The sequence below is a fragment of the Silvibacterium acidisoli genome, assembly GCA_022870745.1.
Classification (GTDB): Bacteria; Acidobacteriota; Terriglobia; order Terriglobales; family Acidobacteriaceae; genus Silvibacterium.
In genome coordinates, this window is sequence record CP085323.1 from 4,834,900 (window position 1) to 4,859,843 (window position 24,944).

The window sequence follows — 24,944 nt, forward strand, 5'->3', positions numbered from 1 at the left end:
TCCTCACTCGTCAGGATCCGCCCGGAGACTTCAAAGCGGCATGTGGAAACGATACCATGTGAATCTCAGCGGAGCTTTTTGCTGACGCCATGAAGTTCTTGCAAGCCTCATAATGGATGGCACGCGTTCGGGCGGTTGTTTTCTATCTGATGCTTGCGACTTTCAAATCTACCGGCTGCAAATAATTCATGGCCCACGCGAACAAATGCGCAGGCCATGGTTACGTAAAATCTCTGACTGCCTTTAGTACTTCATGTTGGTCAGGTCTTCGATCAGACCGGGCCCGACTGGCTCCCAACCCAGCGTCTTCCGGGTCCATTCGCTCGAGGCCGGCATGTCGAGACCTGCGAAGCCGGCAAACCAGCCAAAGTGCTCGGCAGCTTGTTCCGGTGCGATTGAAACAACGGGTACATTGAGCCCCTTGCCAATCGTTTCCGCAACATCCTTAATTGCGACACCCTCTTCGTCTACTGCGTGATAGACCGTATAGCCGGGACCAGTTTTTTCTACCACCAGGCGATAGAGTTCGGCCACTGCCTTCAGCGGAGCGGCTGCCCAGCGATTAGCACCGTTGCCTACGTATGCGGAGACGCCCTTCTCGCGAGCCGTCTGGGTCAACAGAGGCACCAATCCCTGCTTGCGAGTGTCGTGCACTTGCGGCAGGCGGACAATCGCCACATGCACCCCCTTTTCAGATACCGCCTTAGCAGTCTGCTCAGGTCTGCGCGGAATGGCCTGGTGGCTAGCCGGCGGGTCGCTTTCCACGCGCAGGTGGCCGGGGCCGCCGCTCGCCAGCCCGGTGCCCGAGGTCACCACCAGCAGCTTGCCAGGTTCCATCGCTGATCCCAGTGCCTCAATTGCCTGCTTCTCGTCTTCTGCATTCTGTGCAAACTTCGAGAAGTCGTGGCTGAATGCGAGGTGAACCACCACGTCCATCCCTTTCGCACCGCTTCGCAGACTGGCTAGATCTGTGAGATCGCCGCGATGTACTTCACCCCCCACAGCCTTCAGCTGCCCCGCCCCCGCATCGCTGCGCGTTAGGCCGCGCACCTGGTGGCCAGCAGCGATCAGCTCCTTCACCAGCTCAGTTCCGATAAATCCTGTCGCACCTGTTACGAATACACGCATTGTCGTCATCTCCTGCCGTTATTAGCGCAATCTGGGTCGCGCCGGGTTGACTTCTGCGCCCCCGCTCTATAAAACGGGGACAGTCCCCGCATATAGAGATAAGTGGGGACAGTCCCCGGTTGCAAAATTTATTTCTGTAAACGGTTCCGGTAGCGAAAACGATGCCCGCTTCTACTCAACCTGAACGCAAAGTTCGCGCTGATGCGCAGCGAAATCGCGAACTGATCCTGGAGTTCGCAAAGAAAGCCTTCACTCGCGATGGTGCAGCGGCCAGCCTCGACGATATCGCCCGCAAGGCCGGAATCGGCTCTGCCACGCTTTACCGGCATTTTCCTACCCGCGAAGCACTCATCGAAGCGGTTTATCGGAGCGAGGTGGAGAAGCTCGCGGCCGCAGAAGAACGGCTCGCAGCCACAAAGCCTCCGCTGGAGGCCCTGCGCACCTGGATGCTGCTCTTCATCGATCACGTGGCCGAGAAGAAACTGATCATTCCGGCAATGGAGATTGTGGATGGCGGCTCAACGCGACTCATCGAAGGCTCGCGCGACCGCATTCACCCCGCTTTTTTTCGTGCGGTGGAGCGCGCCGTTGCAAACGGCGACCTGCGCGCGGACACCGATCCGAATGATTTCATCCGGGCTCTCGTAGGCATTTTCCATACGACAGCAATACCGGGCTGGGAGGAGAGTGCTCGCCGGCTCGTCGGCATCCTCATCGACGGCTCACGTCCGTCCCCCAAAAACGCTCAGTGAATTGACAGCTTATCGAGCGTGCTCAGGTCAGCTAAGGAGACCATGGTTGCCCGGATTGCTTCTGCGAGCGCCGAGGATCGATGAAGAAGCCGATTCCCGGTTTCGGTATCGACGATCAGAGCTCGGCATTGAAGAGAGGACGCGATCTCGAGCGCTTCCTGCCATGGGTCTCCATCTCGCAGAGGCACGTTTGCTCGACCGTCGCTCATTACGATGAGAAGCGAAACCGGAGTCAGGTAGGTTTTTGCCAGCTCAAGAGCGTGCGCCAGAGGTGTCCGGCCACCTGTCGGCAGGTACTCCAGCGCTACCTCTACGTCTTCAATCTGACGTGAAGGTTCGAGCAACACCTGAGCTGCGGTTCCACGGAACGCGATGAGCACTACTTCATCATTCTCCTGAAACGAACGGCGCAACATTGCGAGTGTGGCGCCTTTCACAAGGCACATCTTTTCCTGTTCCGCATGGGATCCGCTCGAATCAATGAGCACGATGTATCGCGTGCCACTCGCTGAAGAGCGTACCTTCTCGCGAAGATCACTCGCGCGGGGTTTAATGTCTCCCCGGTCAAGTAATGCGTGCGTCAGCGTTGCCCGAACGTCGAGCTCGCGTGGTTCACCGGTGCTTCGGCTACCGATAACTCGCCCGGGGTGCGTCGCTGCCGTCTCACGTTGATTGAGCGATCGTAAGGCATCATCCGAATCGAAGAGAATGGATACTGAATTCATCTCCAACGGTTTGAAGACCCGCTCTCTGCCAGAGGATGAACTCTTATCCTCTGGTTCAGCAGCCGATTCTTTCGGTTTTGGAAGCGGTGGCGAGGGATTTGAGCGGCCCCCGGCCTTTGCCCTGTGGTTCAGAACCAGTGGAAGTATGGCATCGAGATGATGCTTTGTAACCGTGGCATCACCAATCAGGGCCGCATAGGCGATGCTGGCACGCACGGCCGCAAGATCTGCTCGCAGTGAGCGAACTCCCGCCGCACAAATTGCCTTTGATATCTCTTCGAGTATGTAACCGGGACATTCGATCGATGCTCTTCGATTTCTCGCGGCAAGCAGGGTGATCCTAAGCTCTTCCTGTTCGCCCTCGTAGTGTTCTGAAAACATCGAAGGATCGCGCTCAAAAGACAGCCGCCGCTCCAGGATCGACCGGCGTTCGTCTGTGTCGAGCGGCGCCGCAACTTCCACAGAGAGAGCAAAGCGATCGAGCAGCTGTGGACGCAGCGAGCCTTCCTCTGGATTCATGCTGCCGAGCAATACAAACTCTGCTGCGTGTGCGACGCTGAAACCCTCTCGCTCCACAACATGCACGCCGCCTGCAGCAGCATCTAGCAGAGCGTCTCCGAGATGCGGTGGAAGCAGATTTACTTCGTCGATGTAAAGCACGCCGCTATGTGCCTGTGACAGCAATCCTGGCTTCAGGACGGGCTTGCCTTGAAGCGTGCTCTCAAGATGCAGTCCACCGAGAAGCCTGTCCTCTGTGACCCCGATGGGCAGGTTGATGAAGGGCGCGAGGTCAGGGAGTAGCCTGGCCAGGGCCCGCGCCGCCGTTGTTTTGCCTGCTCCTTTATCTCCTCGCAGGAGAACTCCGATGCGCCAATCTATCGCGGAGAGCAAAAGGGCGAGCTTCATTTGCTCCTGTCCGACGATCGCTGCGAAAGGATATGTCATCGGTTTCATTCCGCGGTTCTCCGCTTGGTTTCGCCTTGTGCTTCAAGGATCGCTTCACTCTCGAGCATGAGGCCGCGCAGAGCTTCCAGCATTTCGGGATTCGGGTTCTCCCACATCCCGCGATCAGCCGCTTCGAGAAGTCTCTCGCTTATGGCGTTCAGCGCCCATGGGTTGGACTTCGACAGGAACTCCTGCATATCCGGAGAGAGCGCGTAATGCTCAGCCAGTCCGTCATAGACAAAGTCCGGGGCAATCTGTGCTGTTGCGTCAAAACCGAAGATGTAATCGACGGTTGCGGCAAGCTCCAGCCCCCCTTTGTAACCGTGCCGCTTGATGCTTTCGACCCATTTAGGATTGACAACGCGAGAGCGGTAGACGCGTAACGCTTCTTCCTCGAGATCGCGAACGTGTATCGCATCCGGTTTGGAGCTGTCGCCGAAGTAGGCTTTCGGTTGCACCCCGGTCAGTGCGCGTATGGAGGCGACCATGCCTCCATGAAACTGGAAGTAGTCGTCCGAGTCGAAGATGTCGTGTTCGCGATTGTCCTGATTGTGAAGAGCGACCTGGATCGATTGCAGACGTTCGGCAAAAACCGGTCGCGCATCTACGCCCGCTGCGTTTCCAGCATAGGCATAGCCTCCCCATTCAAGGAAGGTTCGCGCGAAGTCCTGCTCATCTTTCCAGTTCCCCGTCTCGATCAAAGGCAGAATACCGGCACCGTAAGCTCCGGGCTTCGCTCCGAACATACGATAGCGGGCCTGTGCCTCAGCCTCCTCGAACGGCATGTCTTTCTTCTTCTCAAGCTCGGCGAGGTAGTGCTTTCTCGGGAAATTGCGATCGAGTGGCTCATCGCAATCGATGACCGTTGAGACGGCCTGGTCGAAGAGATCGATCAGGTGTGGGAAGGCGTCGCGGAAGAATCCGCTGATGCGTAGGGTCACGTCGATGCGCGGGCGGCCAAGTTCTTCAAGCGGGATGATCGATATGCCGTCGATGCGTCTTGACTGGGCATTCCAATTGGGTGCGACGCCGAGCAGAGCGAAGGCTTCGGCGATGTCGTCTCCATGTGTCCGCATCTGAGAGGTCCCCCAGACGCTCAGCCCCATCATCTCGGGGTAAGAGCCCTCTTCCCTGACGAAGCGGTCGATAGCTTCCTTGGCCAGATGTTGACCGACGCGCCACGAAGCCTGCGACGGAAGGGCACGCGGATCGACGGCGTAGAAATTGCGGCCCGTGGGCAGGATGTGTGCCATGCCGCGTGTTGGAGCACCGGCCGGACCTGCGGGAACATACCTGCCTTCTAGGGCGTCGAGCAGGTGATCGATTTCATCGCCAACCATCTCGAGCTTCGGGACAAGGCTTGAACAGGCGAAGGCGAGCACATCGCCAATCTCTTTTGATTCCAGCTCGAGAACAGCATTTTGAACACTGCTGACGGAATCGGCTCTGAAGCCAAGATCTTCCAGCATCGTGTAAAGGTCTTTCGAAGCACGCTCGATTGCTTCGAGCACATCGGCGTGGGTATGAACGGTATGTCCTAACAGCAGCCGGGCTGCCGGCAGCCTTTCCCCGGTGTTGTTCAACAACGTCGCCATATTAAAACCGAGTGCGTTTGCAATGGCCGTCTGCAGACTTGGGATCTGGGCGTTTGCAAGACGCGTCAGCGAGCAGAGCATCTCCGGTAATGGAGGCATCTGGCCGAGAGTGTGCAGCCCGTCACGAATCTGCGCCATGCCCAGCTCGCACAGGTACCCGTCGAGATCCTCAATCAGGTGCGCAACCTCGTTGCCACTCATCTCGGCAAGCGTAGACGGCACGCCTTCCGGCGTTAACTCATCGTCCCACTCGTGCTTGTGATCTCCATGATCACGCGTGAGCATTGTCTTCACATCGAGATCAGCCTGGAGGTTGGCTTTTTGAACCATGTCCCATATCTGCTGCTGAAGATAAGGCAGCTTTGAAGGGTCGAGCTTCTCGATGGTGTAATACTCGTTAACCAGTTGATTGAGTTCCGCAAGCAGACCGTATGTCTCTGCGGTGGTCATCGGAGGTGTGAGGTGATCGACGATGACAGCGTGAGCGCGGCGCTTCGACTGGCTGCCCTCTCCGGGATCGTTGATGATGAACGGATAGATGAGCGGCAGGTCGCCAAGCAGAATGTCTGGGAAGCATTCTCCGGATAGCCCGATTCCCTTACCTGGCAGCCATTCGAGCGTGCCGTGTTTGCCCATGTGAACAATCGCATCAGCACCCCATCCTCCTTCTGACTGCGCTGTCCCCAGCCAGCGGTAAAACGCGGCATAGTGGTGCGTGGGCGGCAGGTCGGGGGTGTGATAAATCGCATCGGGATCGATGCCGTATCCGCGCGGCGGCTGCATTGCGACCATCGCATTGCCAAAGCTCAATGCTGCAAAGTGATAGCTTCCCTCGTCGCCCCATGGCTCGTGATCGAGAGCAGCAAGCTTCCCCGCAAGGCTCCCCATGAGCTTTTTATCAGTCTTCGGTTTCGCAGGCCGTACGCTGAACCCGAAGGATTGCGGTTCGCCCCAGTAATCCTCCATTCTTCGCTTCGCGCGCTCAGGAAAACCCGAGTACTGCTTTCGATAAGCAGAGCGCGCAAACCGCTCGGCGTAGTCATGATTCAGCGGATGGCGATCGTCATAGCTTCCACGCTCGAGGAGCTGCTGCATTAACTCATCGGAAGTACCAGGCAGCGTTGTGATGTTGTAACGGCGGCCTTTCAGCGCATGCAATGTTGTTAACAGGCTGGCCGGAGTATCGAGACCGACTGCTCCCCCAACCTGTGAAGCTTTTGCCGAAGAGTTGGTTAACACGAACGCGACGCGGCGCTCCGAGTTAGGAGTGCGGCGAAGCTTTGCAAGCCGTGCAGCGATTCCTGCAACACGTTCCATCCGTTCTTCGTGCGCGAGATACAGGCTGTCGGAGGCTTTTGCTCCGCGCTCTTTGAACGAGACAGGCACCGTGATGATGCGACCGTCGAATTCCGGAATTGCGACATTCACCGCTGTGTCGAGCGAGTTCAGTCCGCGCCGCGAGCCCTCCCAGGCGCCCCGTGCCATGCCGCTGGCGATTGCCTGCACGATCGGTATTCCCAGCTTCTCGAGAGCAGTAACAGCGTCGCCGGCTTCCGTCACGTCTCCAGTGTTCACCTCGCCGATGGCAAACGAGAGTGTTGAGATGAGTACATCGGCGCGGCCTTCGATCCACTTGTAAGCCGCTGGCCTGCCGGCTTCCTGGGACTTGAGGCTTGAGGTAAAGATGCATAGCGCATTCATCTCACGCGCTTCGATGGCCTGCGCCATCTCGTCGATGAACCCGGTGTTTCCGCTCAAGCGATGTGCCCGATAGAAAAGGACTGCCACTGTCGGCCTTGTTACATCAGCCCTCCGGTTCCAGTCCTCGATGTCCGACTCTTCCATGTCAGGAAGGTAGATACCGTGCTCCGGCATTGGCGCTGGCGGTGCGTAGCCATACCCGCTCAGCAATAGCCGGTCAGAGAGAAAATGGCAGAGCTCCACGAAGTTGCGGACTCCGCCAAGCCCGAGATATGTGGAGGCGGTCTCCATCACGTCTACAGGCACGTTGACCGTCTGCGTGAAGTCAGGCGTCAGTTCGCCGGTTCCGCTGATAAGAACCAGCGACTGTCCACGTTCCACGCAGAGATCGCGCAGCCGTTCGAAGGCGGGCACGGTGCTGACCGGTCCGTGGATTCGAAGGACGATTACACGTGCACGTGCCATCTCCCCTGCCAGCAGCATTTCCATCTGATCTTCGCTGCGAAGGGCATTGAGGGAGTAGGAAAGAACTTCCAGCTCGGGCCGAATAAGCTCTCTGGCACGGGCCAGAGTCAACAGGTCGGTATCGGCGTGCGAAAGCAGCATGATTCCGCCTGCCGGCTGCTGCGTTTCTGCGCCAATAATCGGCGCGGCCGGCGTGCGAACGTCCCAGTCGTAATAATTGAAAACGAATTCGCTCAGTTCCGCAGGCGGCTTCAAAAACCTGTCTGCCTTAAGCATCGATTCGATGTAGTCGAATATCTGTGACACCTGCCAGGCGCTGTTCACTGAGTGGAACCAGACCGAGTGCCCGTCAAAGACAAGTGACGCCACATTTGCAAGCGTGCATGGGCCCAGGCATCCTCCCTTGGTCAGGTGAACCTGGTTGCGGATCTTTCGCCTCGTCCACTCTTCCTTGTACACATCCACAGGAACTTCAGCGTATCCGCGTTCTGTTCTGCCGCAGCAGCAACCGGTGAAGCAGTATGAGAGATGCCCACGATGCTGGACGATGTTCAACGTACGGCCATCGGCGCGGATGACGCGCTGACGATAGGAAGTCATGAACTTTCCTCCGCGATGAAGTAATTCGTGACGCCGCTCATTCGGACGGCCCTGTGCCGTGTACGAATTCGAAGAGCCGCTGCGCGGCGAGGGGTGTGCGCGGGCCGGGGACGACCAGCGAATCGCTGGTACCCGGATAGACACGTCCTGCGCGAACGGCGGCAAGCTCCGGATGCTGGTTCCACAATGCGACTGTCGCTGCACGTGCAGCCTTACGCTCGGCTTCCGTCTCCTGCGTGCCACTCAGATCGATAATGACGTCCGGGTTTTCTCGAAGCACGGTCTCGAACGAGATGCGGGGATATTGGGGCATTGCCGGCTTGGCCAGAACATTTGTGCCTCCGGCGATTCTCAGGATCTCGTTGACGTAATTGTTTGGACCGGTAGCCACAAGGTTATCGAGAGTTCCAGGCAGGCGGTCGACAATGATCAGGACACGCCGTGACGGTGTCGCATTCGCGCGCGACTGTATCTGCGCGAGGCTCGTCTTTATCTGTGCGGTGAGCGCAGCAGATCGTTCCGGCACGCCCGCTGCGCTCGCTACCAGCTGAATTGCGGTGTAGACATCTTCAAGCGTACCGTGCGGAACCTGAACGAAACGAATATGCAGAGCATCAAGCCTGTCCGTTAGCTCGTTGGGGATGCGTTGCAATACGACAAGATCCGGAGACAGACGCGCAATCGCCTCGGCGTCGGGCTTCAGATAGCTCCCTACCCTGGGCAGCTTCTGTACTTCAGGCGGATAGTTACAGAAACGGGAGACACCAACAACCCTGTCGCCGAGGCCCAGAGCGAAGAGTGTCTCGGTGATGCTCGGCGCCGTGGACACGATGCGTTGAGGCTGGGATTCTGCAAATGATCGCGCCGTGGACACGATGAGCGATAGAGCAACCGCGATCCATAGGGCCCAGGCGTTGCTTCTGATATTCGACATCCCTGGCAGCCTTGTTTCAACCATGCGTAGATCGCCTCGCCACAACCTTCTCCACGAACCAGCCAAAGACAACACCAAGAACACTCCAGAGAAGAGCCTGCATCGCGAGTGAGGCCACCCGGAACTTCCACATCAACGTCACCGGAAACCCCGCAGGCACTTCATCAAAGTCTGGAAAGTAGTGACAGGTCACCGTTGCCGCCACGACAAAAAAACCAATTGAGAGAAGCGAGGCGTTCCAGGCTCCCAGTCGACGATGGAATCGCATCGCAACCTGCACCGAGAGCGCCGTGAGTGCACAGGAAAATGCCAGAAGCAGAAAATACGCGGCGGTGCGGATCCCGATCGTATCGGGATTGCCGACTGAGGGCGGGTTTGCCGGATACTTAAGCGCGGGAACAATGGCGATGGCAACGAAACCCAATGCCGCCAGCAGCGCGGCAAGATTCCGCGGGCTTTGAACCGGGAGTCGTCCCATCGCAAACGTAAAGGCCAGTGCAAAGATACCGCCGACGGCCGTGCCGTCAAGCACGGTCGCTGTCAGCAATCCGAGTGTGCCCTGTACTTTGCGGCTCACCACTTCAGCCTCGGGGGCTTCGCCCCGAGCGTGGTCCATGACAGTTTCAAAAGCGATAGCGCGTTCTACCTGCGGTTCACCGATCCAGCGGGCCAATGCAAAGACAAAAAGGCCAGCGACCAAACCCGCAAGCATCCCCCGCACAAGCAGGATGCGAGTCATAACAGGACCTCAGTGGCAGGGAAAACCGAGCAGATGGCGGCCGTCGTGAACGAACTCGTGCACAGCACGCCCGTGAAGCAGCGCGGTAGCGCCCTGTTCCGCGCCAACGAAGTACAGCGCGAGCAGCATCAACAGGCCGCCGAAGAGAGCCCAGGGAAGAATTTCCCGGACGGGAATAACAGGAATGGCAATGGGTTGAGGGGTGAGTACAGCGGCTGAGCGTTGCGCCATTTGAACCTCCTGGGATCGTGCGTCCCAACGACAGAGTTTGCTTGTAGAGATGAAAGAAGGTCTGGCTATATACAGTGGCGCGACCGCGCCGGAATTTCACCGGCTTCTTCTCTTCAACTCAATAAACTTAATCTAACCCTATGTCTCTCTATGATGGGTGTCAAGGCATATCAGGAGGAGACACTTTGAGTTCCCGGTTCACGCTTATCACCCATGCCGCCACTGAAGCCCAGCGGCACGCGAGTTTTCCCCTCGATGAACCGATTCTTCCGGGCGAAATTGCGAGAATGAGTGGAATACATTGGGGAGTCTCGAACTCTGCCCGCGTCCAGGCCGCTCCAGAGTTGCGAACCGGGGAAACCGCGCAACTGCTCGGGCTGGAGGCTTCAGTTGAAAGCCTGCTGCGAGACTGCGACTACGGACATTGGCGCGGTCTGAAGATGGAGACGATTCAGTCGGAAGACGCCGATGGCCTGCTCGCCTGGCTGACAGAACCAGCAACCGCGCCCCATGGCGGCGAGTCGATCCATCAGCTTCTTGAACGGGTGAGCTGCTGGATGCAGCAGCAGTGCGCGGTGAATCACACCATCGCAGTGACTCATCCTGCCGTCGTCCGCGCGGCACTGGTGTGTGCGCTGGAGTTACCGGCACAGAGCTTCTGGCGGTTCGATATCGCTCCGCTGACATGGACCGACCTGCGTTTGAACGGCAAGGTATGGACAGTTAGGAGCGTAGGCTGCTCCATAGCGAAAACCTCAACACTCATGTCGGAGTACTCTGACAAGGGAGCCTGAGCGATCCGATGGACATCGACGATCTGAGAGTTGTGACTGCAGTCGTGAAGCACGGCAGCATGAACCTGGCCGCTGCGGAACTCCACATGGTTCATTCGAATGTCACGGCGATGACTCGTCGCCGGGAGTGGTTCGCATCCGCAGTTGATAAACACACTACTCAAGCCCGTCGAGGGCGCGCTTTAGTTGATCGTAGACGTAGTCGATATCGGCATCGGAGAGATGGTTATAAAAAGGCAGCGCAATTGTCCGCTCTCCAACGCTCTCGCTGACGGGAAGATGCTGCATTCGTTTAAGACCAGCGTAGGCGGGCTGCAGATGAACCGGAGCAAAGTATCGGGCACAACCAATCCCGGCCAGGCCGAGTGCGTCGAGCACTGCATCGCGATGCAGACGTGAATATCGATTGTGCAGGCGAATGACGTAAACAAACCAGCTGATGCTGCAGCCCGCGATTGTGTTTGGCGGCAGCTCGATTCGCCGGTCGCCAGCCAAACGCCGGTGATATTTTTCCGCCACAGATTTACGGCTGCCGAGGATGCTCTCAATACGCTTCATTTGAACGGCACCGATCGCACAGGCAATCTCAGAGAGGCGGTAGTTGTAGCCGATGATACTGTGCTGCAGCCAATCGTCGGATTCATATCGTCCCTGATTGCGCAATGCGCGAAGCTCTCGCTCTATACGGGCATGTGGAGTCAGGACCATTCCTCCCTCACCCGTCGTGATTTGCTTGTTGGGATAAAAAGCAAAAACAGCAGCGTCTCCGAACGAACCCGCCTTTTTGCCGCGATACTCCGCACCGATTGCCTCGCAGGCGTCCTCAATCACAAAAAGATTGTGCCTGCGCGCGATTGCCAGGATGCTGTCCATCTCCGCGGGAAGCCCAAATGTATGGACGACAACGATGGCCCGTGTCCGTGCCGAGATCGCAGCCTCGATCAAAGCAGGATTCAGATTCATCGTCTGCAGTTCGATGTCGATAAAGATGGGATCAGCTCCCACATAACGGATCGCGTTTACAGCCGCTATGAACGTAAACGACGGGACGATGACTTCATCCTGAGGCCCGATACCCAGCGCCAAGAGCGCCAGGTGCAGGCCCGCTGTCCCGGAGCTGACCGCCACGGCGTGTGCAACTCCGATGTAGCTGGCAAAGAGACTCTCGAACTCCTGCTGGCTGGGTCCGATACTCAGCCGCGAACTGCGCATCACGGATACCACTGCATCGATTTCAGCATCTGTAATATCCGGCTGCGATAGGGGAATATTCAAGCTGTCTCCAGCGCGTCACCACGTTTGAGCAGGAGCGTTTCGGATGGCGGAAGCGTCGTCAACACGTGAACGATGCGTTCGGCGGCGTGGCCGTCTCCGTAGGGATTGGTCATGCCGCGAACACTTTCCTGAAAACCAGGAGCAAGCGCCTGATCTATCTTCGCCGCGATGGACTCGATAGCCGGTGCGGCATCGAGAATATTCGGGGCACGTTCTCTCCCCTGCTGGCGCATTCCCACGTTCACGGTGGGCATTGCGAACGATCCAGTCTCCATGATGCCGCTGCTGGAGTTACCGATCATGAGGCGAACCGAACGCAGCAGGCTCCAGTAGACGACTGCCGGCAGGTTGACAAATAGATGACAGCCTGATCGCTGCGACAAAAACTGTCGTGTGCGATCGATGATAATGCGGCTGCCCGCGTCGGCGTTTGGATAGCAGAAGACAAGCTGATCGGGATGCTTTTCAAGCGCCGCAAACAACGCTTCCATTTCGCTCGTCGTGTCGCGAAGGATGGTGACCGGATGGTACGCAATCAGCGTGGTCGCTCTTGAAAGATCTAATCCGACCCGGGCTTCAACCTCCGATCGACTGAGCAATTGACTGCGACGGATGTGGTCAAGGGATGGAGCGCCAGCGCGATGAACGCGCCAGGACTCCTCGCCCATCCTTATCACCCGCCTGCGGGCAAGCTCTGTCGAGGTGAAGTGGATATGGCTCATTTTGGTGAGGGCGTTCCTCACTGCATCGTCAATGGCGCCTTCGCTAACTTCACCACCCTCGATATGGGCAATGGGTATGCGCAATGCAAGCGCGACAGACGCGGGCGCAAGCATCTCGTAACGGTCTGCAATGAGGAGCAGAAGATCGGGACGCATCTGGCCAAGAGTGTCGGCGAGCGAGAGAACACCTACGCCGATGCTTTTTGCCATTCCAACGTCGGAGTCGGAGCTGAGGAGGCACTCCAGTTTTGCCGCAATCGCAAAACCGTCAGCCTCGATCTCCCGTACAGTGCTTCCAAACTCAGGCGACAGGTGAGAAGCAAGGACGATCAGCCTGAGTTCCACCTCTGGATGAGCCTGCAGTTCGCGCAATGGCCAGTAGAGATGGCTGTAATCGGCACGCGAAGTGGTAACGACCGCAATGGTTCGCTTCATTTCATCTCCACGGCAGAGGCCGCTGATTGCTGGAGCAGGTCACTCGGCTGGTACTCCGGAACGAGCGAGTGAATTGTGCTCAGCAACGCACCCAGGTTGCGGTCTGAAATTGCCTGCTCCATTTGCATGATGACAGAGCCGACTTCAGCCTGAGATTGAGCGTCAGAGTTGACTGCCACGAGAGGCGATCCAGGATTCGCTTCAATCGACTCGCCAAGTGCAATGAGCGACTCATGAAGTTTTTCGCCCGGACGCAAGCCTGTGAACGAAATCCCGGTCTGTTTTCCCGGCGCTGCCGCAGCAATGAGAAAGCCAGCCAGTTGCTCAATGCGCTGTGGCGAATCCAAGACTGGTATGTAGATACAAGAGGCGCGGGATTCACAGGCAGCCGCCAATAACAACGACACTGCTTCTTTCATCGTAACGAAGTAGCGAGACGCTTCCGGATCGGTCACGGTGAGGGTCTGGCCTGCCGCGAGCTGCTTCTCGAAAATCGGCACGACACTTCCGGAAGAGCCCAGCACATTCGCGAGACGCACTGCCTTCATTTGTGTCGAGCTCGCATTCGCGAGCACAATGTGCTCTGCGACCCGCTTGGTTGCACCCATGATGCTCGACGGGTCAGCAGCCTTATCTGTCGAAAGCAGAATCAGCTGCTCGACCTTATGCCGAACCGCAACATCTGCCACACGGCTTGTTCCGATGCTGTTTGTCCGGGCCGCGGTGAAAGGGTTCCGCTCCATGAGGGGAACGTGTTTACAGGCGGCTGCATGAAAGACTATCTCCGGTTCGTACACAGAAAAGATTTCTTCAAGAAGCGCTGGATCGCAAACGTCGCCTATTATGCTTTGACGATATGTTTCAGTGGCTTCCCTATCGAGGTCGAAGTCGAGATCGAAGATGCATTGCTCTGAGATGTCGAGCAGCATGAGGCTTTCGACCGGCAGTCGTGAACACTCCCTGGCGAGCGCCGAGCCCACCGAGCCGCCAGCCCCGGTTACAAGCACGCGTTTGCCTTGGAGCGCGCTTCGGATAGCATCACTGTCCACCGCTATCGACGGCCTGCCCAGGAACCCTTCCCAGCGCCTTGAATGATTCTTCATACCAACCTTTGCAGCGCTCTACTCAATCCGCTGCATTTCGATTTCTATAATGGATTTTATTGTTTCGGCGCTCTTTGTGCGGGAAACAGCTTTTCCGGTGAGATCATGGACCTCACGCGCTTGAAAGGAATTACATCGTTTTATGAGTGTCACCTTGCTCCCGGCCGTCGAACAGCTTGCATTATTGAAGGCAAACAAGCTTTCCCCGCTTGAGCTGGTAGAGGAACATATTGCGCGCATTGAGCGTCTCAATCCGCTCCTGAATGCATTGGTGGACTTTGACCCCGAACGCGCCCGGCAGCAGGCCAGAGTAGCACGCACGGGCGCCCTTGCCGGATTGCCGATCACCATCAAGGCATCCATCGCGACAGCCGGATACAGATGTGAGATCGGCAGCGAACTGCATCGTGGACAGGTTCCCCGGGAAGATGCCGTGTCGGTTTCGCGCCTGAGGGATGCCGGCGCCATCATTCTCGGCACAACAAACTGTCCCGAGCTACTGATGGCCTATGAGACCGACAACAACCTCTATGGCAGGACAAATAATCCCTGGGATCTTGAACGCACGGCAGGAGGGTCGAGCGGGGGTGAAGCGGCGGCTATCGCGGCAGGACTTTCCGCAGGAGGGCTCGGCAGCGACAGCGGCGGATCGGTCCGAGAGCCTGCGCATTTCTCCGGCATCTGCGCGCTCAAGCCCACATCTGGACGTATCCCCTCACACGGCCACCTGCCTCCATGTACGGGACCATTCGCGACCCTGGGCGCGATTGGCCCCATGGCACGGACAGTAGGCGACGTTTCCCTGCTCTTCCGTGTAGCAGCTGGGGCCGACGCCTGCGACCCCTCCGGGGTGCCTGTCGGATTCACAAATGTAACGATGGAAGATATAAAACAGCTTCCGATCGGATGGCTGGAAGACGATGGAATCGCGCCAGTCAGTCCGGAGACAAGGCAGGCCGTCCGCGATGCGGCCATCGCTCTTGAGAAACGAGGCTTCCGGGTGAAACCGTTTCGGCCGTCAGCACTCGAAGCGGCACGCAAGCTCTGGCATATCTTCTTTGTGCAGTGCGGCGCGATGTTTTACGCTCCTTTGATCGCCGGTAGACGCGCAGAGCTCAGTCCGACCTTCCTGAATTTCCTCGAGATTGCGGAGGCAGAAAAGCCTCTCACTGCGGATTCGCTCTTATGGGCTTGGTCCGAGTCAGACTCGGTGCGCAGAGAGCTCCTTACGGAGATGAGCCAGTTTCCATTGCTGCTGACACCCGTCTGCTCAATCCCGGCGTTTCGGCACGGGGAGCGAAACTGGAAGGTCGAGGGCAAGGACCTCACATATCTGGATGCGATGCGCTTCACGCAGTGGTTCAACCTGCTGGCATCGCCTGCTGCCGTGGTACCTGTTGGCCGGTCGAACGATGGCCTTCCGATCGGAGTGCAGATCGCTGGAAGGCCATACGAAGATGAACGGGTCCTCGCTGTTGCAGCCGCTATCGAAGATGAATTCGGTTATCGAGCGCCCCCACTGGCCTGATCCGGAGTGATTGGCTCGGAAGGCGTGGGCAGGTAATGGAACTGATATCGTTGCGTACGATTGCCGGATTCAAAGCGGTCGTTCCAATCAAGCTGATAGCGCACGGAACGTCCATCCTCGGGATAATGCTCGCTTGAGGCGTATGGATATGCACTCATCTCGTGGAAAGGCATCTCCGCGACGGTGAATGGCATGGCCTCGTAAAAGTCCATGTCTTTGACAAATCCATTCGCATAGAAGAAGTAGTCGCGCTTCCATCCCTTTGGAAGCGGAGGCAACGACGCATCGCTGAACTCTGCATCGACATCTTCTCCGCTGCCGAAAACAACATAGTGATTGTCAACCTGCTTCAACAGCGGAGTGACATCACCGTAGCGCGTGTACTCTCCTCGCTGCCACTGGAATGGGCCGGTCTTGCTGATACGGTCGTAGCGATAGGTAAGGTCGCCGGGTGTTTCGCCGTCAACCTGCTGCGGGTACCCACGGAAATCCAGGTGCGCCGAGGCAAGCGGAAGCTCAGTTTGACGGACCTGTTGCGCCATCTCAGGACCGTTATCAACGAGCACCTGGTCCCAGTAGATCTGAAGGTTCGTTTTGATTCGAATGCGGCGTACACCCTGTGGCAGCTTTCCAGTGAGATCGACCACGATGGTGCGAGGCAGACCTGCGGGAAAGCCCATGTCCTCAACAATCCGCTTCCAGCTGCCATCCGGCATCTGTGCTTCCACGTATGGGGAAACAGGCTGCAGGCCCGCCTGCCACGCGGCGTACATGGAACTCGCGCTGAAATACTCGATAAAACCACGCATGAAAAGTCGCAGCGGCTTATTACTCGACCAATCTCCCAGGTCTAGCGTAAGCGTGTGCATGTTTGCGTAGCCGGCGTATTTGAGATTCGTAAAGTCACGAACGTATTGATGATCCTGCGCTGCAAGTAAACGGAGGACATCGCGCCCCTGGTCATCCCAGGCCCCATTCAAGCCGTGTGCCTGCGGCGTAGCCACGACCGCACTTCCCGACGCGAAGGGTGGATTGTCGAGGAAGCGTTCGTCAGGATAGACCTCGGTGTCCGCTGGATGGTCAATGGCAACCATGCGTAACTGGTCGATGTAGTTAATCTCCTCCATCGGCTCACCGAAGCGGACACTTAGATAGCCCCTGCGCTCCTTCAGCGCCGAGCCATCCACCTTGATCCACTCATCGGGATCGGACTTGTTGGTCGATGTGGGAGAGATCCAATGGCCAACGACCCCTGCGCCGATCACATCAGAGATGAACTGGTACTTGCTCCCATTCCACGCAAAAAGGACTGGACAGGAGCTGCCGCGGCGATCGAGCTCCTGCAAAGCTGCGGGCTTGCTGGCGGCAAGGTCAAGTTCGTCCTGTGGCACGCCCGTCGGCCAAAGCAGACGCACCACATCTGCTGTTGCTGCCTTTCCCAGTCCAGCGATGATCTCATTGCTTCCCTGACCCAGGTAGCCACTGCCTCCGGCGACCTCGAACTTCTGTACATGGCCATTGGAGAAGACGTCGACCTTGGTTCCGATCGCTGTCTTGTTATCTGCGAGCCCGGTCAGAGAAATGCGCAGCGAGTGATTGCGGCTGCCACCGGCATTCAGCAGCACAATCGGAGCAGCGTGCAACCGAGAAACGATCAGGTCGGCTGCCCCATCGCCATTCACGTCGGCAGCGATGATGGAGCGAGGGTTCGAGAGACTCAGCTTATTTGCACCGACAGCAGAGCTGACATCTTCAAATCCATCCGCACCTCGATTTCTCCAAACGCGCAACTGAGGGCCAGAGGTTGTTTCAACGATCGCAGCGAGGTCGATCCATCCATCGTTATCTACATCGATCGCCGTAAGTCCCCACGCTGAAGTGATGCCATTTGCGGGAAGTGTCACCCGCTCGAAATGGCTGCCGCCCACATTCCTCCAGAGACTGATGCCTGGCGCTCCGCGATGGGTAAGCGCGACGTCCATCCATCCGTCTTTATTGAAGTCGAAAATATAAGCACCACGCGTCGCTCCCGGGCCGGAACCATCATAGAGCGACACTGCTTTAAAGGCGCCTTCGCGCTGGTTTTCGTAGACCGTTGGGCTGGCGGCGTCACCCGTTACGAGCAGATCGACAGCACGGTCGTTGTTGATGTCCGATAGCATCGCTCCCAATGTCTCACCCGAGCCTCCAAGCCCGGTCTGGCCGGTCCATTCCGTAAAGGTAGAATCGCCATTGTTTCGCCAGAGAACATTCGGTGTTTTACTCGTTGCAGACCGAGCTCCAGTAATAAAGAGGTCAAGGTCGCCGTCATGATCAAAATCGACAAAGGTAAGACCTGCTGGGCGATTGAACTGCCCCAGCCCGGCTGCCTTCGTTGCATCCGCAAATTTTCCGTGGCCGAGATTATGAAAAAGCACCACCCGATCGCTCATGGATACGGCAAGATCCGGCAAGCCGTCATTGTCGTAGTCGCCTACAGCACAGGCAACGGCATGGCCAGTGAGGGATAGTCCCGCAGATTGGGATGGAATTTCTTCCAACGACCCTTGCGCATTAAAGCGGTACAGTCGCAGGGCCGCATCGCCGTCACCCGCTGCAACAATCTCTTTTGCGCCTTTGCCGTCGACATCCAAAACGCACAGACCCCCGCCAAGTCCGCCCTCTGGCGCGGGGACGCTTTTTGCTCCCGACATGGAAGAGGCAATAAATTGCACTGGAATCATTGGGCCTACAGGTTCCGGCGGAGCGAGCATATCCAGCACTGTTGCGTTGTGACCCTGCTCGCCGTAGTTGATCGTCAGCGCAGCTCCAATCTTGGACTGTACGATCTTTTGAAATCGCTTGAAATGTTCGCGAGCCTCGTCCACCTTACCGGAGCGTTGCAGGGCGCTCGCCAACCCGAACTGCGCTGATGCGTGTAGCGGATTCAGCTTTAAGGCAGTTTCGAATTGAGGAATGGCGTTGCTGTAATCCTTCAACTTCAGGTAGAGCGAGCCAAGGTAGTAATAGCTGTCGGCATCACCCTGGTCTATTGCGATTGCCCGTTTGAAGTCATCGATCGCTTGAGTATTCCTGTCGCCAGCAAAATGCGTAATCCCGAGGCTGTACCAGGCGCGTACATTTTTTGGATCGAGTGCAGTGGCTTCTTTTAGGGCGGCTTCTGCTTCAGGCAGCCTGCGCAGGTAGATAAGGGCGATGCCCTTGTTCAGGACGGGGATCGCCGAGGAAGGATCGAGCTTGTGCGCCTCCTCGAACTTGCCCAGTGCCTTGTCCGTGAACTGCTGGTTCATCAGAGCGACGCCCGTGTTGTTGGCCCTGGCAGCTTCAGTGGGGTTTGCCCCTTGATCCGCAGCATATGTGCTCGGACCACACGTTATGGCGAGCAGTAGAATCAGCCCGGCAAGCGATTTCGTCCGGATACGGAGGAAGGAAGTAGTGGCTGGATGTTGTAGAAGAGCCCGCTGTAGTTTACGCATCGACGGCAATGATTATAGAAGAGCCAGAAACAACAATCACCCTGGGTCAGCGGCCCCTTTGACCAGCTGAAAGCCGCGCGCATCCACGTCTGAACAGCGTAAACTGATTGCATCTTTTAGCCCGACCCTGAGGATGTCCGTGCAGCAATACGTCGAACGAGTAGTAGACCTGACCGAACCGGAAGCGAACCAGATCTTCAACCTGCCCGTCGAAGAAGCGCAGCGCGTGTTGATGGAATCCTCTGCGGAGGCGGTGGGAAAGATCCACGGTTCTTTTGCATTGATCGCCCGCGCAGGCAAAACGGTCAGGATGGCAAGGTCGCTCGACCGGCCCATGCGCTACTTCCTTGCCAAGCGGCAGGAGGGTCCGGTGCTCATCGTCGCACACCGCATCGACGACATTTACAACTGGCTGAAGAGCGAAGGCCTGCACGGACAGTTTCATCCTAGCTACACGCGCATGGTGCCGGCGCACCACGTAGTCGAGATCCAACTGATCGGCTGCCCGGATCCCGATCCCGTATACACACGATTCTTCACCCCCGAACTTGGTACGCTTCCGCCTGACCTTGACCGAATCGGTGAGCTGTATATTGCAGCGCTCGCGGAAGAGATTTCACAATGGCTCGACCACGTTCCGGAAAGTGACCCCATCGGTGTCTGCTTCTCCGGCGGCATCGACAGCGGCAGTGTCTTTTTGACCACGTATCACGTGATGCAGAAACGCGGCATGAATCTGGGTCGACTGAAGGCATTTGTACTGGACCTTGGCGATGGACCGGATGTACGGCAGGCTCGTGCGTTTCTGGAGGCCCAGGATCTCGGGCTGTTCCTTGAACCGATAGAGACGGAAGCGTCGACTCTCGATGTCCAGCAGACAATTCGAATCGTTGAGGATTACAAACCGCTCGATATCGAATCGGCAACGATGGCGCTTGCCCTATGCCGCGGCATTCGCGACCGATATCCCGACTGGCGTCACCTGATCGACGGGGATGGCGGAGATGAGAACCTGAAAGACTATCCGATCGAGGAGAATCCGGAGCTCACGATTCGCAGTGTCGTTCACAACTGCATGCTTTACCAGGAAGGCTGGGGGGTCGGAAAGATCAAGCACTCCCTTACATACAGCGGTGGCCTGAGCCGCTCCTACACACGCACCTATGCACCGGCTCACCACTTTGGCTTCTCCGGATTCAGCCCCTATACTCGGCCCAGCGTGGTTGCAATCGCAGAAGCAATTCCATTCATTCAACTTACGAACTACAGCGTAGAGAGGCTCTATGAGTTGAAGGGAGAGATTGTTGCTCGCGGCATCCATAAGCTCACAGGGCAGGACATGCCTGTCTTTCCCAAACGCCGTTTTCAGCACGGAGCCCTCCCCGAGGACGCTCTGCGGCGCAGGCTTCCTCATCATGAAACTGAATACCGCAGGCAATTCCTATCTCTTTACCAGTGAAGCTGACGCCTGTGTATCCCGCGCGTGCCTCGGAGCGAGATGAGTGGATCCTTTCTCAGCGGCCCGCGCGTAACAATGTGGACCCGAGGAAACCGTACGCCTTTTTTGTTGAGAACGAGCGCTCCATTTCCGGCGATTTGCTTTCTGTAGCAACCATCTTTCTTACGAATCGAGAGTGCCCCTGGCGCTGCGCCATGTGCGACCTATGGCGCAACACGTTGACGGAGACCGTGCCAATTGGAGCCATCCCGCAACAGATCGATTACGCACTGGCGAGACTTGCTCCCGCGCGCCAGATCAAGCTTTATAACAGCGGTAGCTTTTTCGACCTGCGGGCCATTCCGGAAGAGGACTATCCTGCAATTGCGGAGCGCTCCAGCCAGTTCGAGCGAACGATCGTTGAATGCCACCCAGCGCTGATAGGCGATCGCTGCCTGCGCTTTCGCGACTTGTTGAAGAACCCCTTCGAAATCGCGCTCGGTCTTGAAACCTCTCATCCTGAAGTGCTCGAGAAGCTGAATAAACGAATCACGCTCGATCTCTTCGCCCGGGCGGCTGAATTTCTAAGACGGAACGCAATCGACTTGAGGGTTTTCATCCTCGTTCAGCCTCCATTTTTGCCGAAAGTCGAAGCTCTCGACTGGGCCATGCGCTCCATGGACTTTGCATTTGATTGTGGTGCCACGGCGATAACACTGATTCCTACCCGTGGCGGCAATGGTGCAATGGAGCGGTTCGCTGAGACGGGTTCCTTTACGCCCCCTGAACTCAAAACCCTCGAGGCCGCCGCGGAATATGGCATTCGCCAACAGCGCGGGCGCATCTTTGCCGATACGTGGGATCTAAGAACGAGAACGAACGCATGCCTCATGTGTCTTGAGAGACGCATTGCAAGACTGGAGCTTCAGAACCTGTCGCAATGCATCGAAGCCCGTGTCGAATGCAGTACCTGTGGGGGCGACAGTTGAGAGCAATGTACGATATCGCCATCGCGGGCTCCGGATTCGCCGGCTCGCTGACTGCGATGGTCGCGCGCAGACTCGGCCTTTCCGTAGCGATCGTGGAGCGTGGCAGCCATCCCCGCTTCATGATCGGTGAATCGTCCACGCCGCTTTCCAATCTTCTGTTGGAAGAGTTGGCAAACACCTACGATCTGCCCGCTATCCGTCCGCTTACGAAATGGGGCAGCTGGCAATCGCGACATCCCACCATCGGGTGCGGCCTCAAGCGAGGGTTTACTTTCTACCACCATGGCCTCGGCCAGCCAGGAGCCATCGGACGCGAAAACTCTTTGCTCGTTGCAGCCAATCCACATGACCGCATTGCTGACACCCACTGGTACCGCGCAGACTTCGATCATTTCCTGCTGCAACAGGCGCAGGAAATGGGCGCGGACTACTACGACGAAACAAGTCTTGAGTCGTTACGCGAATTGCCCGATCTGTTGGAGATCTCAGCTACAAGACACGGCCAACCGGTCCATCTAGGTGCAAAGTTCCTGGTGGATGCGACGGGGCCGCGTGGGTTTCTTCATCGGGCTCTTAATCTAGATGAACTACCACTGCCGAACTACCCGAAGACCCAGGCTCTCTACAGCCACTTCACCTCCGTTGAGCGGATCGATGAATTGCACGATGTTCACGAAACACCGCCGTATCCAATTGACGACTCGGCCCTCCACCATCTCTTCGATGGAGGATGGGTATGGGTGCTTCGCTTCAACAATGGCAGGGTCAGTGCGGGGGTTGCCGCCAACGAATGGATCGCCAGCCAGTTCAACTTTTCCGAAGGAGAATCTGCGTGGCGCCGCCTGCTCGCACAACTGCCTGCAGTGCGTGAGCAATTTGAGGGCGCGTCGGCAGTAGAGCCGTTTCGCCACATCTCTCAACTCAGTTTTTGCAGCTCTAAGATTAACGGAAAGCGATGGGCGCTTCTTCCATCCGCGGCAGGGTTTGTCGATCCCCTGCTCTCGACGGGCTTTCCTCAAACGCTGCTGGGTATCAGTCGCATGGCGAACATCCTCAAGCATCGTTGGGACTCGCCATCCATGGAGGAATACCTGGCAACGTACTCCATGCAGACGGGAAACGAATTGCTGGCTACCGCACGCCTTGTCTCAGGGCTCTACGCCAACATGGGGCGCAGTCATCTCTTCAAGGCAATTGCACTGCTCTATTTCGCAGCAGCAAGCTTCTCGGAGACTGCGCGGCGGTTAAACAAACCTGACCTCGCACCGTCCTTTCTTCTTAATGACCATCCAAGCTTCGGTCCTGCCTGTGAACGCCTGCTGGAACTCTCTTTGCACATAAAAACTCAGCACGACGAAGAGCGATTGATTGCAGAGATCATGCAGACGATTGAGCCTATCGATGTTGCCGGGCTGTGCCGCGCCGACAGGAATAACTGGTATCCCGTCGACGCGAAAGACCTGCTTGATGCAGCTCACAAGGTAGATTCAAATCGCAAAGAGATCCAAGAGCTCTTGAACAGTTGCGGATTCTATCCCTAGCGCTGACCTGCTTTGGGAAGAGCTGCAAAGTGGATTGGTTCTGCTGCGGTCATGCCTTTGCCCTCCTCCAGCGTAATCGATTGGTTCGGCTCAATATTCTTGACCGTCTCTCTCTTGCCGCTGGGCCATACGATCTCAAGGGTCACTGGCTTGTCCGCATCAGGTTTACCCAGGCCGAATGTCACAGGTAATTCACTTTGAGACAGGTAGCTCGAGCCGTCCTTAACCATCGCGAAAAGTTTCTGGCCTCGACTGTTCCGGACAATAATCTTCGCACCGATACCATCGCGGTTCGACTTGGTTCCGATCGTCTTTACTCGAAGCACATCGTTCTGGTTGCCGTTCTCATTGCGAAACAACTTTGCCGGGCCATTGCTGGTTGTCATGACAAGGTCCAGATCGCCGTCGTTGTCGTAGTCGAGATACGCTGCGCCACGGCCCACCACCGGCTGGCGAAGTGCCGGTCCAACTTTGGCGGTAACGTCTTCGAATTTACCGTTTCCCTTGTTGTGGAACAGCAAAGGAGGCTCTGCGTAGTGCAATGAGGGTGTGTTCACACTTACATCGTCGGCAACGTGACCATTAGCGGCCAATATATCAGGCAGTCCATCGAGATCATAGTCAAAGAAGAACGTGCTGAAAGTGAGCGAACTCAGGGACGCAGGACCGATCCCGTCCGTTGCTGCGTTATCCGCGAAGAGACCGGAACCGTCATTCTTGTAGAGTGCAATCCCCTCGTTCGCAAAGTTTCCGATCACCAATCCCTGATGGCCAGAGAGATCGTAGTCGGCTGCATCGGCGCCCATACCAGCGCGAGCCTTCCCTGCATCGCTGAAGGCAACACCCGATGCAAAGGCCTCATCGGTGAACGTGCCGTTGTGGTTGTTGTGGTAAAGCTTGTTGGCCTGGGTATCATTCGCAACGAAGAGATCGAGCCAGCCATCGTTGTCGTAATCGATCAGTGCGACCCCCAGCGACTTGCTGGACGGGTCATAGAGACCAGCCTTCTTGGTCACATCTTCGAACCTGCCATTGCCGAGGTTGTGAAAGAGCGTCGCACTCTCGCCCTTGTAAAGCTCAGGCGTGCAGTACGATTTATGTTTTCCGTCGAGCGAGCATTTCTGGTCAGTCTCAAGTGACCATTGCACGTAATGCGACACGAACAGGTCGAGCTTTCCGTCATTGTCGTAGTCGAACCATACCGCCCCGGTTGCAAAGCCGGGATCTCGCACACCAGACTTTGCGGTCACATCAATGAACTTGCCATCGCGCTGATTGTGGAACAAGTGGTTGCCATCCAGCGCAGTGATGTAGATGTCTTCCCTGCCATCGTTATCGAAATCAGCGACCGCGCACCCGAGACCATACACCTGCACTGCCAGTCCCGCCTGTTGTGTCACATCGGTAAAGGTTCCGTCATGGTTGTTATGGTAGAGCGCCGGATACGACCGGGTTCCGCTCTCATGGCCGCGCCAGTCCATCGAGTTGACGAACAGGATGTCCTGCCAGCCATCGTTATCGTAGTCGAGCGCGCAGACGCCGCTGCCCATCGTTTCCGGAAGATACTTCTGACCGAACGCACCGCTGTGGTGATGGAAGTGGATACCTGCCGGCGCTGTCACATCCGTAAAGCGAATCGATCCGGAAGGCCTCGGAGTCGCTTCAGATACAGACGCCGGGGGAAGACTCTTTACGGAACTATCCGCCGGCGTCGTTTTTTCCTCCGGTGCAACGGCAGGAGCAGATGACTTGCAGGCAGAGGCCAGAAGAAGAATTCCTGAGAGAAACAAGGAACAGGTGGTTCGAATACGCAACGACATCAGATCTT

General features: G+C 57.1%; 18 protein-coding genes. 7 read left to right on the top strand and 11 right to left on the bottom strand.

Features of this window, described 5'->3' with window-relative positions:
* Positions 1–243 precede the first annotated feature (243 nt).
* Positions 244–1,128 carry an SDR family oxidoreductase gene (locus LJD29_RS19950; RefSeq protein ID WP_446743333.1) on the bottom strand — a complete coding sequence of 295 codons (885 nt, stop codon included), beginning with the start codon at positions 1,126–1,128 and terminating at the stop codon, positions 244–246.
* A gap of 161 nt (positions 1,129–1,289) precedes the next feature.
* On the opposite strand from LJD29_RS19950, the gene LJD29_RS19955 reads away from it, so the two are divergent.
* Positions 1,290–1,880 carry a TetR/AcrR family transcriptional regulator gene (locus tag LJD29_RS19955; protein ID WP_446743334.1) on the top strand — a complete coding sequence of 197 codons (591 nt, stop codon included), beginning with the start codon at positions 1,290–1,292 and terminating at the stop codon, positions 1,878–1,880.
* Here the strand turns inward: LJD29_RS19955 and LJD29_RS19960 are convergent.
* Genes LJD29_RS19960 through LJD29_RS19980 form a run of 5 tightly spaced genes read right to left on the bottom strand, consistent with a single transcriptional unit; the run spans position 1,874 to position 9,815 of the window.
* The gene (locus LJD29_RS19960; RefSeq protein WP_446743335.1) at positions 1,874–3,559 is read right to left on the bottom strand and encodes an ATP-binding protein; all 1,686 of its coding nucleotides are present in this window, start codon (positions 3,557–3,559) and stop codon (positions 1,874–1,876) included. The genes LJD29_RS19955 and LJD29_RS19960 overlap by 7 nt on opposite strands.
* On the bottom strand, positions 3,556–7,911 hold the full coding sequence (locus tag LJD29_RS19965; RefSeq protein ID WP_446743336.1) for a cobaltochelatase subunit CobN: 4,356 nt from the start codon (positions 7,909–7,911) through the stop codon (positions 3,556–3,558). The genes LJD29_RS19960 and LJD29_RS19965 overlap by 4 nt, the downstream gene beginning before the upstream one ends.
* Positions 7,912–7,948: 37 nt before the next feature.
* Positions 7,949–8,845, bottom strand: coding sequence for an ABC transporter substrate-binding protein (locus LJD29_RS19970; RefSeq protein WP_446743337.1), 897 nt, complete (start codon positions 8,843–8,845; stop codon positions 7,949–7,951).
* Positions 8,846–8,861: 16 nt separating this feature from the next.
* Positions 8,862–9,584, bottom strand: a complete 723-nt coding sequence (locus LJD29_RS19975; RefSeq protein ID WP_446743338.1) for a CbtA family protein — start codon at positions 9,582–9,584, stop codon at positions 8,862–8,864.
* Between the two features lie 9 nt (positions 9,585–9,593).
* Positions 9,594–9,815, bottom strand: coding sequence for a CbtB domain-containing protein (locus LJD29_RS19980; RefSeq protein WP_446743339.1), 222 nt, complete (start codon positions 9,813–9,815; stop codon positions 9,594–9,596).
* 185 nt (positions 9,816–10,000) lie between these two features.
* Here LJD29_RS19980 and LJD29_RS19985 point away from each other — a divergent pair, with 185 nt between their 5' ends.
* Positions 10,001–10,609 carry a histidine phosphatase family protein gene (locus tag LJD29_RS19985; protein ID WP_446743340.1) on the top strand — a complete coding sequence of 203 codons (609 nt, stop codon included), beginning with the start codon at positions 10,001–10,003 and terminating at the stop codon, positions 10,607–10,609.
* Between the two features lie 8 nt (positions 10,610–10,617).
* A complete protein-coding gene (locus LJD29_RS19990; protein ID WP_446743341.1) occupies positions 10,618–10,881 on the top strand; it encodes a LysR family transcriptional regulator in 264 nt (87 codons plus the stop codon).
* Here LJD29_RS19990 and LJD29_RS19995 read toward each other — a convergent pair.
* From LJD29_RS19995 to LJD29_RS20005, 3 genes are read right to left on the bottom strand one after another with little or no spacing between them, the layout of a single operon-like run.
* Positions 10,766–11,884: a DegT/DnrJ/EryC1/StrS family aminotransferase gene (locus tag LJD29_RS19995; RefSeq protein WP_446743342.1), complete on the bottom strand. Its 1,119-nt coding sequence runs from the start codon at positions 11,882–11,884 to the stop codon at positions 10,766–10,768. The genes LJD29_RS19990 and LJD29_RS19995 overlap by 116 nt on opposite strands.
* Positions 11,881–13,041, bottom strand: coding sequence for a UDP-N-acetylglucosamine 2-epimerase (neuC, locus tag LJD29_RS20000; protein ID WP_446743343.1), 1,161 nt, complete (start codon positions 13,039–13,041; stop codon positions 11,881–11,883). The genes LJD29_RS19995 and neuC overlap by 4 nt, the downstream gene beginning before the upstream one ends.
* Positions 13,038–14,144: a polysaccharide biosynthesis protein gene (locus tag LJD29_RS20005; RefSeq protein WP_446743344.1), complete on the bottom strand. Its 1,107-nt coding sequence runs from the start codon at positions 14,142–14,144 to the stop codon at positions 13,038–13,040. Before LJD29_RS20005 ends, neuC begins: the two co-directional genes overlap by 4 nt.
* Positions 14,145–14,286: 142 nt before the next feature.
* Here LJD29_RS20005 and LJD29_RS20010 point away from each other — a divergent pair, with 142 nt between their 5' ends.
* Positions 14,287–15,672, top strand: coding sequence for an amidase (locus LJD29_RS20010; protein WP_446743345.1), 1,386 nt, complete (start codon positions 14,287–14,289; stop codon positions 15,670–15,672).
* Here LJD29_RS20010 and LJD29_RS20015 read toward each other — a convergent pair.
* Positions 15,648–18,962, bottom strand: coding sequence for a CRTAC1 family protein (locus tag LJD29_RS20015; protein WP_446743346.1), 3,315 nt, complete (start codon positions 18,960–18,962; stop codon positions 15,648–15,650). The genes LJD29_RS20010 and LJD29_RS20015 overlap by 25 nt on opposite strands.
* Positions 18,963–19,287: 325 nt before the next feature.
* Between LJD29_RS20015 and LJD29_RS20020 the strand changes: the two genes are divergently transcribed.
* The 3 genes from LJD29_RS20020 (at position 19,288) to LJD29_RS20030 (ending at position 23,116) form a co-directional block, all read left to right on the top strand.
* Positions 19,288–20,607, top strand: a complete 1,320-nt coding sequence (locus LJD29_RS20020; RefSeq protein ID WP_446743347.1) for an asparagine synthase-related protein — start codon at positions 19,288–19,290, stop codon at positions 20,605–20,607.
* Positions 20,608–20,684: 77 nt separating this feature from the next.
* The gene (locus tag LJD29_RS20025) at positions 20,685–21,575 is read left to right on the top strand and encodes an archaeosine biosynthesis radical SAM protein RaSEA (protein ID WP_446745911.1); all 891 of its coding nucleotides are present in this window, start codon (positions 20,685–20,687) and stop codon (positions 21,573–21,575) included.
* 5 nt (positions 21,576–21,580) lie between these two features.
* On the top strand, positions 21,581–23,116 hold the full coding sequence (locus LJD29_RS20030; RefSeq protein WP_446743348.1) for an NAD(P)/FAD-dependent oxidoreductase: 1,536 nt from the start codon (positions 21,581–21,583) through the stop codon (positions 23,114–23,116).
* On the opposite strand, the gene LJD29_RS20035 is transcribed toward LJD29_RS20030, so the two are convergent.
* Positions 23,113–24,936 carry a CRTAC1 family protein gene (locus LJD29_RS20035; RefSeq protein WP_446743349.1) on the bottom strand — a complete coding sequence of 608 codons (1,824 nt, stop codon included), beginning with the start codon at positions 24,934–24,936 and terminating at the stop codon, positions 23,113–23,115. The genes LJD29_RS20030 and LJD29_RS20035 overlap by 4 nt on opposite strands.
* Positions 24,937–24,944: the final 8 nt, after the last annotated feature.